The following is a 14931-nucleotide window of genomic DNA, read 5'->3' as shown; positions in this document are numbered from 1 at the left end:
ACCAGCGCCACACTCGTCTGACGGCGAATGTGGCTTGGCATCACGGCGTGGCCGGCAACAGGAATCGGGCAATCACCGGCAAATGATCGGAGATACGCAAGGTATCGTCTTGCCGCACCCGAGCCTCGACCCGCTTGATCCGAGGGCTGTAGAACAGGTAGTCGACAGTGCGGTCAGGGCCGTTGAGGCCGGGGTCGTTCGGGTAGTGGGTCAGCCAGTGGCTGCGATCGATGCCGCTGGCTTCGTTGTTGGTGGGGATCATCGGGTATTTGTCCCACAGCAGGTGCAGAGGGCTGTCGGCGGAGTAGGGCGTGCGCTGCGCGGCTGGCAGGCGCCGGTATTGGCCCAGGGGTAGCAGATTGAAGTCGCCACCGATCAGCCAGGGTTTGCCTCGCGATTCAAGTTTGTCCAGTACCTTGCTCACGGCCTTGACCTGGTTCGGCAGGGTTTCATCCGGCTGCGTGGCCCGTTCCAGGTGGGTGTTGAGCACGACCAGGTGGCCACCACTGCTCAGCGGCAGGTGACTGACCAACAAAGCGTTTTTCGGCTGGAACTGACGGCTGATGAAATTGGCCCCGGCCACCGGCAACTGCACCCGTTCCGCTTGATCGATGCGGTAACGGCTCAACGTCGCCAACTGCCGGCCGACGCTGCCGAAGATATGCGGGTCGGGGATGAAATCGGCTTTCCAGTCAAAGGCGCTGGTGCTGCACGGATACAGGTCGGTCAATCGTTCCTGCAACAACTTGAGCTGGTTCTGGTAGTCGCTGGCCTTGGCGCCGTCGTCCAGTTCCTGGAGCAACACGACGTCCGGTTGCTCGTCGCGAATGACCCTTGCCACTTCGTCGAGGCTGAAGGCCATGTCTTCGAGGGTCGGGCTTTCATCGTCACCCTGGGCCAGGTCGTGCCAGAACACGTAGCGCTTGCCGGCCAGGAACTGGACGTTCCAGGTCATCACCTTCAAGGCCTGGCCAGGCACGAGCGTTGCGGTGTTGGCGGGGCAACTGACCGGCAGTGCTTCCCGGGATTGTGGGCGCCAGGTCAGGCTATAGATCGACAGGGCGGCCAGGCTGAGAATCAACAACAGGCCCAGCAAGGTGTAGCGCAATAGACGGGTCATGGCTCGACTTAAATGGGCAATACGCAAAAGTGATCCCGAGCATAACCGAGAGCAGTCGCCGAGCCCAAGCCCGTAACCTGCGCAGCAGTCGTCAACGGCTGTCAGGTTTTTCCGCGACCAGCATGAACATCCGGAACAGCACCACGGTGGTGAACAGCTGCAGGAAACTGTGAACGCTGTCGATCAGCAAGGTGATCAACGGGTTCTGGGGCGGCGGGTACACCGACAGGCTGGCGCCCTTGAGCAGCCAGAGCGGGACCATCACGCAAAGAATGCACAACAGGATGCGCCAGAAACTGCCGCGGCTCAGGCGCAGGCTTTCCTTCATTGCTGCCAGCGGAGTCAGGCCGCGCAGCACCAGCAGGTATTCGCCAAAGGCCAGGACCACCATCAGCCAAAGGCCCGGCAGGAAGTACAACGAAATGCCCACCAGAATCAGCAACGTATTGAGTGCGGTCAGCAGGGCAAAGCGTGGCCACAGGGTCAGGGCCGTGGCGAGAAGGTCACGGGGACGGGGCGATTCACCGCGACTGCGAGCGTCGAGAAACAGAATCAGCGCGGCGGTGTAGAGCGGGTATATCAGCAGCCCGACGATCAGGCTGTAGCCGGAAAAACCTTCGGGGCCCACGGCGCTGTCCACGCCTTGTTGCAGCACGGCCTCGAGGATCACCAGCGGCAGGCACAGCTGGGCGATCCGGCCAAGATGGCGTTTGAAGAAATACAAAGAGTCGCGCAGCACGTCAAACGGATTCATGAGTCGGTATCGCAGGTCAAAAAGCGGTCCGACACTTTAACCGATCAGGCGCCTGCACAAGCAAACGTAAACATCAGGTAAAGACCATTGAAACCTCTGTGCCCAGCCCCATTACTGGCTGGCATCGGTCCTGTAGGGCCGGCATGGTTTTTCTACCCGGCAATCTGATGAGGTCGCCATGAACAGCGAAGAACAAACCCTGATCGATGGACTGTTTTCACGGCTGCAACAGGCCGAAAAGGATGCAGCCCCGCGCGATGTCCAGGCCGAGGCGCGGATCAAGGAACATATGACCCGCCAGCCCGCGGCGGGCTATTTCATGACCCAGGCGATTCTGGTGCAAGAGACGGCGCTCAAAAGCCTCGACGAGCAGAACAGGCAACTGACCCAGCAGATCGAGCAGTTGCAAGCGGACCTGCAACAGGCCCGGCAACAGCCTCCAGCGCCCAGCGGTGGTGGTTTTCTCTCGAGTATTTTCGGTGGCAGCTCGCGCGACCCACGGCCAACGTCCGCTCCAGGCGCTTCGCCCGCCAGCGGTGGCGGCTGGCGCGAACCGGCGCGGCCTGGCTTCAATGCGCCACCCCAGCAGAACTACGCCGCGCCGCCCGCTAACTACGGCGCCGCGCAACAGCAGGCTCCAGGGGCCGGCAGCTTCATGAGCGGCGCGCTGAAAACCGCGGCTGGCGTGGCCGGGGGCGTGATGCTGGCCCAGGGCATCAGCAGTCTGTTCCACGGTGCCCAGCAGCCTCAGGAAGTCGTCGAGGTCATCGAGCCAGAGCCGGCCCAACCGGTCAACGACACGGCAAGCAGTGACAGCGGCTGGGGCAATGACTCAAACGTCGCTGGTAGCGATGCCTATGGCAACGACCAGAGCGGTTTCGCCGACGCCGACTACAGCGACGATTCATCCTTCTTCGGCGATGACGACTCCTTCGTCTGACCTGCCATTCGTCCGGGGCGCCCAGGTGCCTCGGACCGATTATTCGCGGAACATTCCTCTGGGCTGGCATACTGGGCAACTTTTCGGGCCCGCTCTGCCGGCTTGTGCATTCAAGAGGAAACGCGGTGAAAAAAATCGCAGTGTTCGCCGATGTCCAGAACCTCTACTACACCGTGCGCCAGGCTTATGGTTGCCATTTCAACTACGCGGCCTTGTGGGCCGATGTCAGCAAGCAGGGGCAGATCGTCGAGGCCTACGCGTATGCGATCGATCGCGGCGACAGCAAGCAGCAGCAATTCCAGCAGATCCTGCGCAACCTGGGGTTTGTCGTGAAGCTCAAGCCTTACATCCAGCGCAGCGACGGCTCGGCCAAGGGTGACTGGGATGTGGGCATCACCCTGGACATCATGGACGCCGCTGATCACGTTGACGAAGTGGTGTTGGCCTCCGGTGATGGCGATTTCGACATGCTGCTCGAACGCATCATCAGCAAACACGGGGTCCAGGCGGTGGCTTATGGCGTACCGGGGCTGACGGCCAACTCGCTGATTCGCGCCGCCAGCCGCTACGTGCCGATCGAAGGCGCGTTGCTGCTCAAGAATTGATTTTTACGGAGTTCAGACAGGTTTGGAACGCATCGCAGTCATCGACTTTGAAACCACCGGCATCACGCCGAGCAGCAGTTGCCGGGCCACCGAAATCGCCGTGGTGATTCTCGAACAGGGCCGGATTGTGGATCGCTATCAGAGCCTGATGAACGCCGGTGTGCGCGTGCCTGCGTTCATCGAGCAACTGACCGGCATCAGCAACGCCATGCTGCGCAGCGCCCCGCCGGCGGAAAAGGTGATGAACGAGGTCAACGAGTTCGTCGGCATCACGCCGCTGCTGGCCCACAACGCCGCATTCGACCAGAAGTTCTGGGATTTCGAGCTAGGCCGGATCAAACGCACCCGCTTGCAGAATTTTGCCTGTTCACTGCTGCTGGCCCGGCGCCTGATGCCGATGGCGCCGAACCACAAGCTCGGCACGCTCAACACCTTCGCCGGCCTGCCCCACACCGGCCAGGCTCACCGGGCCATGGCCGACGCCGAAATGGCCGCCAACCTCACCGCGCACCTGGCGACGCAACTGCGGCAACAGCACGGGCTGCGGGAGTTGTCCCACGATTTGCTGTGCAGTTTGCAGAAAGTGCCGGCGGCGAAGATCAACGAGCACCTCAAGCGGCATCGCGGGTTCTAAACACACCACAAAACAAAAACTGTGGGAGCGAGCTTGCTCGCGATTGCGGTGTGTCAGTCAACATGAATGTTGGCTGATCCAAAGCTATCGCGAGCAAGCTCGCTCCCACAGTTTCGATCAGTGTTACTTCCCGTTGCCTTCCAACTGCCCCAACGGCACCCGCTTTTCAATCGCGCTGGACAGCACGATCGAGGTCTTGCTGAAACCGAACTTGGCGATGCGGTTGATCAGCTCTTCCAGTTCCGGCATCGAGCCGACCGCCGCCTGCATGATCACGCACGGGTCGCCCGTCACCCGGTGGCATTCGGTCAGTTGCGGGATCCTGCACAGTTCATCGTAAGTCTTCTGGTTGCCGTGCTGGTTCATGCGCAGTTCGATGACGCACTGCACCGGCAAGCCGATCTTCGCCATGTCGACTTTCGCCTGGTAGCCGGTGATCACGCCGCTGGTTTCCAGCTTGCTGACCCGCTCGGCCACGGCCGGGGCCGACAGGTTCACTTTGCGGGCCAGTTCGGCATAGGACGCACGACCGTTTTCCAACAGGGCGCTGAGCAGCATGCGGTCGTATTTATCCACGGTTCGGGCTCCCAAGGGGCTGACTTTCGAAAGTACGGTTTATAACGCTGATCTCCGTGTTTTTAAAAGTGTACGGTTCGGATAAACAGGTTTTGTAACTTATTTTCCGCCTGTCGCCTTTCTAGAATAGCGTCTTTCATTGTCCTAACTTCGAGCTGACCATGCCTGGCCCACGCCGTTTCCCCTTGCCATTGATCGCTGCATTTTTTGCCTTGTACGTCATCTGGGGGTCGACCTACCTGGTGATTCGCATCGGTGTGGAGCATTGGCCGCCGCTGCTGCTGGCCGGGATTCGCTTCGTGATCGCCGGCTCGCTGATGTACGGTTTCCTGCGCTGGCGCGGGGCGCCGGCACCGACTTGGGCGCAGTGGAAGGCGGGGGCTGTCATCGGCGTGTTGTTGCTCAGTTTCGGCAATGGTGCGGTCAGTGTCGCTGAACACACGGGTGTGGCGTCCGGGGTGGCGGCGCTGGCCGTGGCGACGGTGCCGTTGTTTACCTTGCTCTGCGGATATTTCTGGGGCGCCCGTAATACCCGTCTGGAGTGGGCGGGGATTGTGCTGGGGTTGATCGGCATTGCCATGCTCAACCTCGGTTCCAACCTGCAATCGAGCCCATTGGGCGCGACCTTGCTGCTGTTCGCGGCGGCGTCCTGGGCCTTCGGTTCGGTGCTGAGCAAGCACTTGCCGCTGCCGGCGGGGGCGATGGCCAGTGCCGTGGAAATGCTGGTGGGCGGTGTGGTGCTATTGATCGGCAGCGTGGCCAGCGGCGAACACCTGGACAGCATGCCGCCGCTGGAAGGCTGGATCGCGCTGGCTTACCTGACCTGCTTCGGTTCGATCATTGCCTTCAACGCCTACATGTACCTGCTCAAGCACGTACGTCCGGCGGCGGCCACCAGCTATGCCTACGTCAACCCGGCGGTGGCGGTGTTGCTGGGCATTGTGTTCGCCGGTGAAACCATCGGGATCGAAGAGGCCCTGGCGATGTTGGTGATCATCAGTGCCGTGGTGTTGATTGGATTGCCCCAGTGGCGCAAACCCAAGCCTGCGCCGGCCGAATCCTGATTTAGGGTAAACTGCCGCGCATTGCACACCTTGCGCTGATTTTCCTACGGTACTTCCATGACTTTCGCCACCCTTGGCCTGATCGAACCCTTGCTGCGCGCCCTCGAGACGCTCGGCTACCAGACCCCAACCCCGGTGCAGGCCCAAGCCATGCCGGCGGTGTTGGCCGGTCGCGACCTGATGGCCGCGGCCCAGACCGGCACCGGCAAGACCGCCGGTTTCGCCGTGCCGCTGTTGCAGTTGCTGACTACCGAGGGGCCGAAGGTCAGCGCCAACTCGGTACGGGCGCTGATTCTGGTGCCGACCCGTGAACTGGCCGAGCAGGTCCACGAAAGCGTGCGCCAATACGCGCAAAACCTGCCGTTGAGCACCTATGCGGTGTACGGCGGTGTCAGCATCAACCCGCAGATGATGAAGCTGCGCAAAGGGGTTGATCTGCTGGTTGCCACGCCGGGACGCTTGCTCGACCTGTTCCGCCAGAGCGCGCTGAAGTTCAATCAGCTGCAGACCCTGGTGCTGGACGAAGCCGATCGCATGCTCGACCTGGGCTTCTCCGAGGAACTGGCGAGTATCTACAAAGCGCTGCCGAAGAAGCGCCAGACGCTGCTGTTCTCGGCAACCTTCTCCGACGCGATCCGCTTGCTGGCCGGGCAAATGCTCAACGACCCGTTGAGCATCGAAGTGAGCCCGCGCAACGTGGCCGCCAACACCGTCAAGCAATGGGTGGTGACGGTGGACAAGAAGCGCAAGCCAGAGTTGTTTGTGCACCTGATGCGCAAGAACAAGTGGAAACAGGTGCTGGTATTTGCCAAGACCCGCAACGGTGTCGATGCGCTGGTGGAAAAACTCCAGGGCATGAGTGTCAATGCCGACGGCATCCATGGCGATAAACCCCAGGCCACCCGCCAGCGCGCGCTGGACCGTTTCAAGGCCAGTGAGATCCAGATCCTGGTGGCCACCGACGTCGCCGCTCGTGGGCTGGATATCGAAGACTTGCCGCTGGTGGTGAATTTCGATTTGCCGATCGTCGCTGAGGATTACATCCACCGTATCGGTCGTACTGGCCGGGCGGGTTCCACCGGGGAAGCGATTTCCCTGGTCTGCGCCGATGAAGTGAATCTGCTGTCAGCCATCGAAACCCTGACCCGTCAGACGTTGCCACGGCAGATGGAACAGGACTTCGAGCCTGAACACCGGGTGCCGGAGACCGATGCCAGCGGCCAGGTTATCAAGAAGCCGAAAAAACCGAAGAAACCGAAAGCCTCGGGCGGTGGCGGCAAGCGCAACCTGGGCAAGTGGGTCGACAGCGGCGACGCATCACCCGTGGAACCGTCGGTCAAGCCTGTGCGTAAAGTGCCGGTGTTCAATACCGGGCCGCGCAAGCGTAAGCCTTGATGACCCGCAGCGTTTGATAGGCCGCCATCGCGAGCAGGCTCGCTCCCACATTTGATTTGTGTATACCGTCAATGTGGGAGCGAGCCTGCTCGCGATGGCCGCGCTTGGGTTTTCAAACCTTGCGCTGTAACCACTCCAACATTCCCAGCCCAGCCGCCCGGCCGCTGGCAAAGCAGGCCGTGAGCAGATAGCCGCCGGTCGGCGCTTCCCAGTCGAGCATTTCCCCGGCGCAGAACACGCCAGGCATCTGCTTGAGCATCAGGCGTTCGTCCAGGGCTTCGAAGGTCACGCCACCGGCACTGCTGATGGCTTCGTCCAGCGGGCGGGGTTTCACCAGGGTGATGGGCAAGGCCTTGATTGCCTGGGCCAGCCGCGCCGGGTCGCTAAAACAATCGGCGGGCGTGAGTTCGCGTAACAGCGCGGCCTTGACCCCGTCGATCCCCAACTGGCTGTGCAAGTGCTTGGCCATTGAGCGTGAACCGCGTGGCTTGCTCAGGGCTTGCTGGATTTTATCCACAGGCCGGCCCGGCAGCAGGTCCAGATGGATCGTCGCGCTACCGTGCTGGTTGATGGCTTCGCGAATCGGCGCCGACAGGGCATAGATCAGGCTGCCTTCGATGCCGGTGGCGGTGATCACGCATTCACCGAGGCGCGGTACATCGTCATTCAGGCCGATGGCGATATTTTTCAGCGGGGCGCCGGCGAATTTGCTGACCATCAGATCGCTCCAGGCCGGCACTTCGAATCCGCAATTGCTCGGCTGCAAGGGCGCAAGGCCTACACCGCGCTGTTCCAGTGGCAGCATCCAGGCACCATCGGAGCCCAGGCGTGACCAACTGCCACCGCCCAGTGCCAGCAATGTCGCAGTGGGGCGCAGTGTTTTTTCGCCGTCCGCAGCGGCGACTAGCAAGCTGCCGTCGGGGTTCCAGCCCAGCCAGCGATGGCGGGTATGGATCATCACGCCGGCATCGCGCAGGCGTTTGAGCCAGGCGCGCAGCAGCGGGGCGGCTTTCATGTCGGTAGGAAATACCCGCCCGGAACTGCCGACAAAGGTCTCGATGCCCAATCCGTGAATCCATTGGCATAACTCGTTGGCGCCGAATGCCCGCAGCAGCGGGGCGATATTGGGCGCGCGCTCGCCGTAGCGGGACAGGAACGGCGAGAAGTCTTCCGAGTGGGTGATGTTCATGCCGCCGACACCGGCCAGCAGGAATTTTCTGCCCACCGAAGGCATGCCGTCGTACAGGTCGACCTGTATCCCGGCCTGGCTCAACACCTCGGCCGCCATCAGGCCGGCTGGGCCGCCGCCGATGATGGCGACATTTGGGATATGGGGGCAGACGGTTGGGGTCATGGCGTGAGCTGCGGAGGACGGGAATAAGCGGGGTATTCTATCAGCACAGATCCCTGTGGGAGCGAGCTTGCTCGCGATAGCGATCTGTCAGCCAACATCCATGCAGGCTGATCAGCCGCCATCGCGAGCAGGCTCGCTCCCACAGGGGGATGCGGTGATTCTTAGAGCGCTAATGTGTAACTGACGATCAGGCGGGTTTCATCCAGGTCATTGCTGAAGTTCGAACGAACCGTAGCGTTTCTGAGTTTGACCCCGAGGTTTTTCAGCGAACCGCTTTGGACCACGTAACCGATATCCGTATCGCGCTCCCACTCTTTGCCCGTATTACTGCCCCCGACCAACGCGTTGTCACCCTGGACATAACGACTCATGAACGTCAGCCCGGGAATGCCCAGCGCGGCGAAGTTGTAGTCATAACGCAGCTGCCAGGAGCGCTCTTGGGTGTTGGCAAAGTCATTGATCTGGACGAAGTTGACCAGGTAAGGGTCGCTATTGGCAATGTACGGGAAGGGATCGTCACCGCTCATGCGCTGATAGGCGGCGGTGAACACGTTGGCGCCCAGGGTGTAGGCAACCAGTCCGTTCGCGGCGCGGTTATCGAGGGGGCGGAAGTTACCGTCATCGGTACTTTTCGAATAACGTAGATCGAACTTCAGCGACTGCTGCGCGGCAAGAGGGATTTCATAGACGACGCCGCCAAAGAACTGTCGGTAGACATTTTCCAGATTGCCGTAGAACAGACTTGTGCTAAGGGCCTTGTTGAAACTGTAAGTACCGCCGGCAAAGCGGAAGTCATCACTGACACCGCCGATGCGGTTACCCGTGAAGTCCTGATAGTTCGAGGAACTGTTGAACTTGATTTGCTCCAGCTTGCCGCCTTGCAGGACCAACTGATCAATGTCCTTGGAGGTCAGTAGCGCGCCTTCGAAGGTGGAGGGCAACAGGCGTGTGTCATTGCTCGATACCACGGGCGTACGGAAGGCGAGTGAGCCAACCTTTAGAGCGGTTTCCGACACCTTCGCCTTGGCCGTCAACTCAAGTTTGGAATATTCGTCCTGTGAGCCGCGGCCGTTTTTCGAACTAAGGTCAGCCGGCAACAGGCCCGTGCCACCGGAACCATCACCGCCGTCAAGCTTGAGGCCGAGCATGCCAACCGCGTCGATGCCCAGGCCCACGGTGCCGGCGGTATAACCTGACTCGAATCGCAACATGGCGCCCTGGGCCCATTCTTTTGCCGAGTCCCGCTGGGCCGTGGGAGGACCGTTGCGAAAGTCACGATTGAAGTAGAAGTTACGCAGTTCCACACTGGCCTTACTGTCGGCAATAAAATCTGCAGATGCCGTAAAAGGGAAAATCAACGCGCAAGTACCCGCAATAGCCAAAGTCTTATTGATTGACATGCTCTTTATGCTCCAGATAACAGCAGATTTATGTGTTGGGTTTTATCGTTATTTTGATTGCAAAGTTACATCTACAGTTTTCTGCGGGCAGCACGCGGCAACCGGGTTATTACCCCGTTGCGCGTACTGACTGCGAAAAGAAAAGTTTTAAATCAGAGAGCTGTTTTGATGCGGCCAATGACGGAGCCGGCTTCAAAATAGTCGCCGGCCTGTTTGGCGATCTGCACCTGGCCTTCACAAGGTGCGAGGACCGAGGTTTCCATTTTCATGGCTTCTACAACCGCGATCACTTGCCCGGTGCTCACCGACTCGCCGTCTTCGACGACCCAGGTATGCAGATTACCCGCCACGGGCGTCAGTACCGCCTGCGGATCAGTGACCTCGGAGGGGGCTGTGCTTTCGCTGGCGGTACCCGCTGCGTTCAGGCTGACGCCTCGCAGCAGCGCAGCCGGAAGGCCCAGTTCGTGGCGCTTGCCGTCGATCTCGACAAACGTGCGCAGGATGCCTGGGTCGGCCGATACCGCGGTACGTGGGGCGAGCGTGATCTGTTCGGCGAAATCGGTTTCGATCCAGCGCGTATGCACGGCGAATTTATCGGCACCGGTGAAGTCGTCATGGTCCATCACGGCCCGGTGGAACGGCAGCACCGAGGCAATGCCTTCAATGTTGAATTCCGCCAAGGCGCGTCGGGCGCGGACAATAGCCTGTTCGCGGGTGGCGCCGGTGACGATCAGTTTGGCCATCATCGAGTCGAAGGTGCTGGGCACTCGCGAGCCGCTTATCACGCCGCTGTCCAGGCGCACACCCGGGCCAGACGGTGGCAGGAAATCGGTGATCTGACCGGGGGTGGGCAGGAAGCCCTTGCCTGGGTCTTCCGCATTGATGCGAAATTCGAAGCTATGGCCACGTGGGGTCGGCGTCTCACTGAAGGACAACGGCAAACCGTCGGCGATCCGCAGTTGTTCGATCACCAGATCCACCCCAGTGGTCTCTTCGGTCACCGGGTGCTCGACCTGCAAGCGGGTATTGACCTCAAGGAACGACAGGGTGCCATCCTGGCTGAGCAGGAACTCCACCGTGCCGGCACCGACGTAGCCGGCTTTGGCGCAGATATCCTGAGCGGATTGATGAATACGCTGGCGCTGTTCGTCGCTGATAAAGGGCGCCGGCGCTTCCTCCACCAGCTTCTGATTGCGCCGCTGCAAGGAGCAGTCACGCGTGCCGATGACGACGACCTTGCCGTGTTTGTCGGCGAGGATCTGCGCTTCGATGTGCCGAGGGCGGTCGAGGAACTGCTCGACATAGCACTCGCCACGACCAAAGGCCGCTTGCGCTTCGCGCACGGCGGAGGCGAACAATTCAGCCACTTCATCCATGCGCCAGGCGACTTTCATGCCGCGTCCACCGCCGCCAAAGGCAGCCTTGATGGCAATTGGCAGGCCGTGCTGTTCGGCAAAGGCCAATACTTCGGCGGCGCTTTCGACCGGGCCAGGCGTACCGGCTACCAGAGGCGCCCCGACCAGTTGGGCAATTTTTCGCGCCTCGACCTTGTCGCCGAGCACGTCGATGGTCTGCGGGTTGGGACCGATCCAGATCAACCCTGCGTCGATCACCGCCCGGGCGAAATCGGCCCGTTCAGACAGAAAACCATAGCCGGGGTGCACGGCATCGGCGCCGCTGCGTTTGGCCACGGCAATCAGTTTGCCGATATCCAGGTAGGTTTCGGCCGGGCGCTGGCCATTCAGTGAGTAGGCTTCGTCGGCCTGGCGCACGTGCAGGGCGTCGATGTCCGCGTCGGCATAGACCGCGACAGACTGCACGCCGTAGTCGCGGCAGGCGCGGGCGATGCGGACGGCAATTTCACCACGGTTGGCAATCAGTAATTTTTTCATGGAATTTTTTTCACATCGGCAGTTGAAGAAGCTTGCGTAACGGGTTGAATCTCTTTGAAGCCGTCCACAGGGTTGAAGCGAATCTGCGCATTGATAGGGATCTGGCCAGCCAGGTCGAGATGGTAGCTGGCGACTGCGGCGATCACTGGATAGCCACCGGTCAACGGGTGATCGGCGAGAAACAGAACCGGTTGGCCGCTGGCCGGGACCTGAATGGCGCCCACGGAGGTGCCTTCGCTGGGCAACTCATGGTGGTTGCTGCGCGCTAGCGGTATTTCACCGGCCAGACGAATACCGACGCGGTTGGACTGTGAGGTGACGCGCCAGAGCTGGCTGCTCAGACGCTGGATGGCGTCTTCGGTGAACCAGTCGGTACGCGGTCCCATGACCACGTCAAGGGTGACGATGTTGGTAGCAGTAGGCAGCTCAAAGACTGGGGCTTCGTTCAGCGATACGCTGGTTCCCGTTGTCAGTGTCGTAAAGCCCAATAGGTCGCCGGCGGCGAGCGCCGGGGGGCCGACCTGGGCCAGGGTGTCTGTGGACAGGCTGCCCAGCACCGGAGTGACGTCAAAGCCGCCGCGAATCGCCAGGTAGCTGCGCAGCCCCGCGAGGGGGGAACCCAGGCTGACGCGGTCACCCGCGTCCAGCTCGATGGGCTGGTAGTGACTTGCCTGCCATTGCAGGCCACTGGTGTTGGTGATTGTGACCGGGGTTTGCGCACCGGTGACGGCGATCACGGCACGGCCATGGCAAACGAAGCTCAGGCCGCCGAGTACCGATTCCACACAGGCCATGTCCGAGCGGTTGCCGACCGCGCGGTTGGCTGCCCGCAGCGCGCCCAGGTCCAGCGCGCCGGAACGGGATACGCCTTGGCCGGTCTGGCCGGGACGGCCCATATCCTGCAATACGCTGTGCAAACCGGGGGTGATGATTTCCAGATAGGCGCCGCTGGGCGCGGCGGCACTTGCCGGTACCGTGGGGGCGGGCAGGCCACCCGCCGGGAGCGGGCCAGCATCGGTGAAGCGCACTTTATAGCCTGGACGCAGCAAGGCCGATTCAGCGCGGTTCAGGTCCCACATCTGCAAAGGCGTGACGCCGATGATCTGCCATCCGCCGGGGCTGGCTTGGGGATAAACACCGCTGAACTCCCCCGCCAGGGCAACCGCACCCGCGGGTATGCGGGTGCGTGGAGTTTGTCGGCGAGGCACCTGGAAACCCGCACCGCCGGTGAGGTAGGCGAAGCCCGGCGCGAATCCGCAGAAGGCCACGCTGTAGTCATGGGCGGTGTGGCGTTGGATCACCTCGGCGCGGCTGATCCCCAGCAGCGTGGCGACCTCGTCGAGGTCTTCGCCATTGTAATGGACGGGAATTTCCACCCGGCGATGCTCGATCGCGCGGCGCTGGCTCAGGTCTTGGCTAGCGATACGATTGACGAGCGCCTGCTGCGCAATGGCGCTGGGGCGAAATTGGATCAGCAGCGTTCGTGCGGCAGGAATGATCTCCTCCACGCCAGCAATCGGCTCGGCCATCAGGGCGTCGAACAACGCCAGTGTCTCGTCGAGGTCTTTCAATTCGACGAGCAGGGCGTCCAGGTTGACCGGTAGAAAACGCACGGGAGACTCCTAGACGTGGTAGGTGCTGTCAGGCACATCGGTGATGAACATATGGCCCGGCGAATGGGTGATGGCGAAGGGCACGCCCGAGGCCATGACCGCGGCCTGGGGAGTGACGCCGCAGGCCCAGAACACCGGGATCTCGCCGGGTTCGATGCGTACGGCATCGCCGAAATCGGGGCGCCCCAGGTCTTGGATGCCGAGCAGCGCGGGTTCGCCGATGTGCACCGGGGCGCCATGGACTGAGGGATAGCGTCCGGAAATAGTGCTCGCCTCAGCCACGCGATCGGCGGGGATCGGTCGCATCGATACCACCATTTCACCCTGTAGACGTCCGGCCGGGCGGCAGGCACGGTTGGTCCGGTACATCGGTACGTTGCAACCATCGGTGATATGCCGCACTTCGATGCCGGCCTCTTGCAGGGCGGTTTCAAAGGTGAAGCTGCAGCCGATCAAAAAGGCCACCATGTCGTCGTGTTCAGCCCAGGCCTGAGTGGCATCGCTGACTTCCTCGGCCAGCTTTCCATCACGCCAGATGCGGTACAGCGGGATGTCAGTGCGCAGGTCCGCCCCTTCAGCCAGCAGCGTACTCGGGCTGCCGGCGTCGCTGACGTCAAGGATCGGGCAGGCTTTGGGATTGCGCTGGGCATACAGCAGGAAGTCGTACGCCCAGGCGCGCGGCAGGGCGATCAGGTTGGCCTGGGTCATGCCCGGCGCGATACCCGCCGTGGGGGCGACCCGGCCGTTACGGTAAGTGCTGCGTGCATCCCGGGCAGCGGCAATCGCCGCCTGGCGGGCGAGATCAAGGGCGTTCATGGGCGTGCTCCGGCAAAGGGCTGCAAGGACATGTGCGCCTGTTCCAATACCCGGCGCAGCTCGCGGGCCATTTCCACCGCTGCGGGGCTGTCGCCATGGACACAGATCGAGTCGGCCTGGATTTTGGTCAGGCTGCCATCGATCGCTTCGAGGCAGCCGTCTTCAACGAGGCGCAGCATACGTTGGGCGACGAGCTTGGGATCGTGCAGCACCGCGCCTGGTTCGCGGCGAGAGACGAGTGTGCCCTGTGGCGTATAGGCACGGTCAGCGAAGGCTTCGGCGATACACTGCAAACCCTCGTTACGGGCCAGTTCAATCAGGCTTGAGCCGGCCAGGGCAACCAATATGAGGTTGGAGTCGATCGCGCGGATGGCTTCGATCACGGCCAGCGCCTGACGGCGATCGTGAGCAATGGTGTTGTACAAGGCGCCGTGGGGTTTTACGTAGCGCACCGACGTGCCGGCGGCCTTGGCCAGGCCTTGCAGCGCGCCGATCTGGTAGATCACGTCGGCCGTCAGCTCATCGCTGGCCACGTCCATGTTTCGGCGGCCAAAGCCCACTTTGTCCGGGTAAGCGACATGGGCACCAATGGTGACATTTTTGGCCGCCGCCGCTTTCAGTGTCCGCAGGATGCCGGCCGGGTCGCCGGCGTGGAAACCGCAGGCGACATTGGCGCTGGTCACGACATCGAGCATCGCGGCATCGTCGCCCATGTGCCAGGCGCCAAAGCTTTCGCCCAGGTCGCTATTGATATCTATGGTTGGCATT

At 61.7% G+C, this 14931-nt stretch carries 14 protein-coding genes; 5 read left to right on the top strand and 9 right to left on the bottom strand.

The annotated features are described in order from the left end of the window. Positions 1 to 40: 40 nt before the first annotated feature. On the bottom strand, positions 41 to 1120 hold the full coding sequence (locus tag PSEUDOMOFG3G_RS23880; RefSeq protein WP_139051214.1) for an endonuclease/exonuclease/phosphatase family protein: 1080 nt from the start codon (positions 1118 to 1120) through the stop codon (positions 41 to 43). A 91-nt stretch (positions 1121 to 1211) separates the two neighbouring features. Beyond that, a complete protein-coding gene (locus PSEUDOMOFG3G_RS23875) occupies positions 1212 to 1874 on the bottom strand; it encodes a hypothetical protein (RefSeq protein WP_076386444.1) in 663 nt (220 codons plus the stop codon). A 178-nt stretch (positions 1875 to 2052) separates the two neighbouring features. Here PSEUDOMOFG3G_RS23875 and PSEUDOMOFG3G_RS23870 point away from each other — a divergent pair, with 178 nt between their 5' ends. From PSEUDOMOFG3G_RS23870 to PSEUDOMOFG3G_RS23860, 3 genes are all read left to right on the top strand, one after another. Further along, positions 2053 to 2814, top strand: a complete 762-nt coding sequence (locus PSEUDOMOFG3G_RS23870; protein WP_139051213.1) for a DUF2076 domain-containing protein — start codon at positions 2053 to 2055, stop codon at positions 2812 to 2814. A 125-nt stretch (positions 2815 to 2939) separates the two neighbouring features. Next, a complete protein-coding gene (locus PSEUDOMOFG3G_RS23865; RefSeq protein ID WP_003185707.1) occupies positions 2940 to 3419 on the top strand; it encodes an NYN domain-containing protein in 480 nt (159 codons plus the stop codon). 22 nt (positions 3420 to 3441) lie between these two features. Next, complete coding sequence (locus PSEUDOMOFG3G_RS23860; RefSeq protein ID WP_139051212.1) at positions 3442 to 4053, top strand: PolC-type DNA polymerase III; 612 nt, start codon at positions 3442 to 3444, stop codon at positions 4051 to 4053. A gap of 123 nt (positions 4054 to 4176) precedes the next feature. On the opposite strand, the gene PSEUDOMOFG3G_RS23855 is transcribed toward PSEUDOMOFG3G_RS23860, so the two are convergent. Beyond that, complete coding sequence (locus tag PSEUDOMOFG3G_RS23855; RefSeq protein ID WP_047229544.1) at positions 4177 to 4629, bottom strand: Lrp/AsnC family transcriptional regulator; 453 nt, start codon at positions 4627 to 4629, stop codon at positions 4177 to 4179. A 161-nt stretch (positions 4630 to 4790) separates the two neighbouring features. On the opposite strand from PSEUDOMOFG3G_RS23855, the gene yedA reads away from it, so the two are divergent. Both yedA and PSEUDOMOFG3G_RS23845 read left to right on the top strand, forming a co-directional pair. Next, positions 4791 to 5693 carry a drug/metabolite exporter YedA gene (gene yedA / locus PSEUDOMOFG3G_RS23850; protein ID WP_076386438.1) on the top strand — a complete coding sequence of 301 codons (903 nt, stop codon included), beginning with the start codon at positions 4791 to 4793 and terminating at the stop codon, positions 5691 to 5693. Positions 5694 to 5750: 57 nt separating this feature from the next. Beyond that, positions 5751 to 7088: a DEAD/DEAH box helicase gene (locus tag PSEUDOMOFG3G_RS23845; RefSeq protein WP_139051211.1), complete on the top strand. Its 1338-nt coding sequence runs from the start codon at positions 5751 to 5753 to the stop codon at positions 7086 to 7088. A 112-nt stretch (positions 7089 to 7200) separates the two neighbouring features. On the opposite strand, the gene PSEUDOMOFG3G_RS23840 is transcribed toward PSEUDOMOFG3G_RS23845, so the two are convergent. The 6 genes from PSEUDOMOFG3G_RS23840 to PSEUDOMOFG3G_RS23815 form a co-directional block, all read right to left on the bottom strand. After that, entirely contained in the window at positions 7201 to 8442 is a 1242-nt protein-coding gene (locus PSEUDOMOFG3G_RS23840; RefSeq protein WP_139051210.1) for a TIGR03862 family flavoprotein, read from the bottom strand. A 161-nt stretch (positions 8443 to 8603) separates the two neighbouring features. Beyond that, positions 8604 to 9842 (bottom strand): OprD family porin, encoded by a 1239-nt coding sequence (locus PSEUDOMOFG3G_RS23835; RefSeq protein ID WP_076386434.1) that lies wholly within the window; start codon positions 9840 to 9842, stop codon positions 8604 to 8606. A 152-nt stretch (positions 9843 to 9994) separates the two neighbouring features. Further along, a complete protein-coding gene (locus PSEUDOMOFG3G_RS23830; RefSeq protein ID WP_139051209.1) occupies positions 9995 to 11734 on the bottom strand; it encodes a biotin carboxylase N-terminal domain-containing protein in 1740 nt (579 codons plus the stop codon). Beyond that, on the bottom strand, positions 11731 to 13347 hold the full coding sequence (locus PSEUDOMOFG3G_RS23825) for a 5-oxoprolinase/urea amidolyase family protein (protein ID WP_139051208.1): 1617 nt from the start codon (positions 13345 to 13347) through the stop codon (positions 11731 to 11733). The genes PSEUDOMOFG3G_RS23830 and PSEUDOMOFG3G_RS23825 overlap by 4 nt, the downstream gene beginning before the upstream one ends. Positions 13348 to 13356: 9 nt before the next feature. Next, positions 13357 to 14163 carry a putative hydro-lyase gene (locus tag PSEUDOMOFG3G_RS23820; protein ID WP_076386428.1) on the bottom strand — a complete coding sequence of 269 codons (807 nt, stop codon included), beginning with the start codon at positions 14161 to 14163 and terminating at the stop codon, positions 13357 to 13359. Continuing rightward, positions 14160 to 14930 (bottom strand): LamB/YcsF family protein, encoded by a 771-nt coding sequence (locus PSEUDOMOFG3G_RS23815; protein ID WP_076386426.1) that lies wholly within the window; start codon positions 14928 to 14930, stop codon positions 14160 to 14162. The genes PSEUDOMOFG3G_RS23820 and PSEUDOMOFG3G_RS23815 overlap by 4 nt, the downstream gene beginning before the upstream one ends. Between the last annotated feature and the right edge of the window lies 1 nt (position 14931).

The sequence above is a fragment of the Pseudomonas sp. FG-3G genome (assembly GCF_901007645.1).
GTDB classification, from domain to species: Bacteria; Pseudomonadota; Gammaproteobacteria; order Pseudomonadales; family Pseudomonadaceae; genus Aquipseudomonas; species Aquipseudomonas rhizophila.
Note: the sequence above shows the minus strand (reverse complement) of the source record. Positions and strands in the feature narration are given on the sequence as shown.

Coding starts and splice junctions, on each gene's coding strand:
- PSEUDOMOFG3G_RS23880 (WP_139051214.1), bottom strand. CDS start 1,120: ATGACCCGTCTATTGCGCTACACCTTGCTGGGCCTGTTGTTGATTCTC.
- PSEUDOMOFG3G_RS23875 (WP_076386444.1), bottom strand. CDS start 1,874: ATGAATCCGTTTGACGTGCTGCGCGACTCTTTGTATTTCTTCAAACGC.
- PSEUDOMOFG3G_RS23870 (WP_139051213.1), top strand. CDS start 2,053: ATGAACAGCGAAGAACAAACCCTGATCGATGGACTGTTTTCACGGCTG.
- yedA (WP_076386438.1), top strand. CDS start 4,791: ATGCCTGGCCCACGCCGTTTCCCCTTGCCATTGATCGCTGCATTTTTT.
- PSEUDOMOFG3G_RS23845 (WP_139051211.1), top strand. CDS start 5,751: ATGACTTTCGCCACCCTTGGCCTGATCGAACCCTTGCTGCGCGCCCTC.
- PSEUDOMOFG3G_RS23840 (WP_139051210.1), bottom strand. CDS start 8,442: ATGACCCCAACCGTCTGCCCCCATATCCCAAATGTCGCCATCATCGGC.
- PSEUDOMOFG3G_RS23835 (WP_076386434.1), bottom strand. CDS start 9,842: ATGTCAATCAATAAGACTTTGGCTATTGCGGGTACTTGCGCGTTGATT.
- PSEUDOMOFG3G_RS23830 (WP_139051209.1), bottom strand. CDS start 11,734: ATGAAAAAATTACTGATTGCCAACCGTGGTGAAATTGCCGTCCGCATC.
- PSEUDOMOFG3G_RS23820 (WP_076386428.1), bottom strand. CDS start 14,163: ATGAACGCCCTTGATCTCGCCCGCCAGGCGGCGATTGCCGCTGCCCGG.
- PSEUDOMOFG3G_RS23815 (WP_076386426.1), bottom strand. CDS start 14,930: ATGCCAACCATAGATATCAATAGCGACCTGGGCGAAAGCTTTGGCGCC.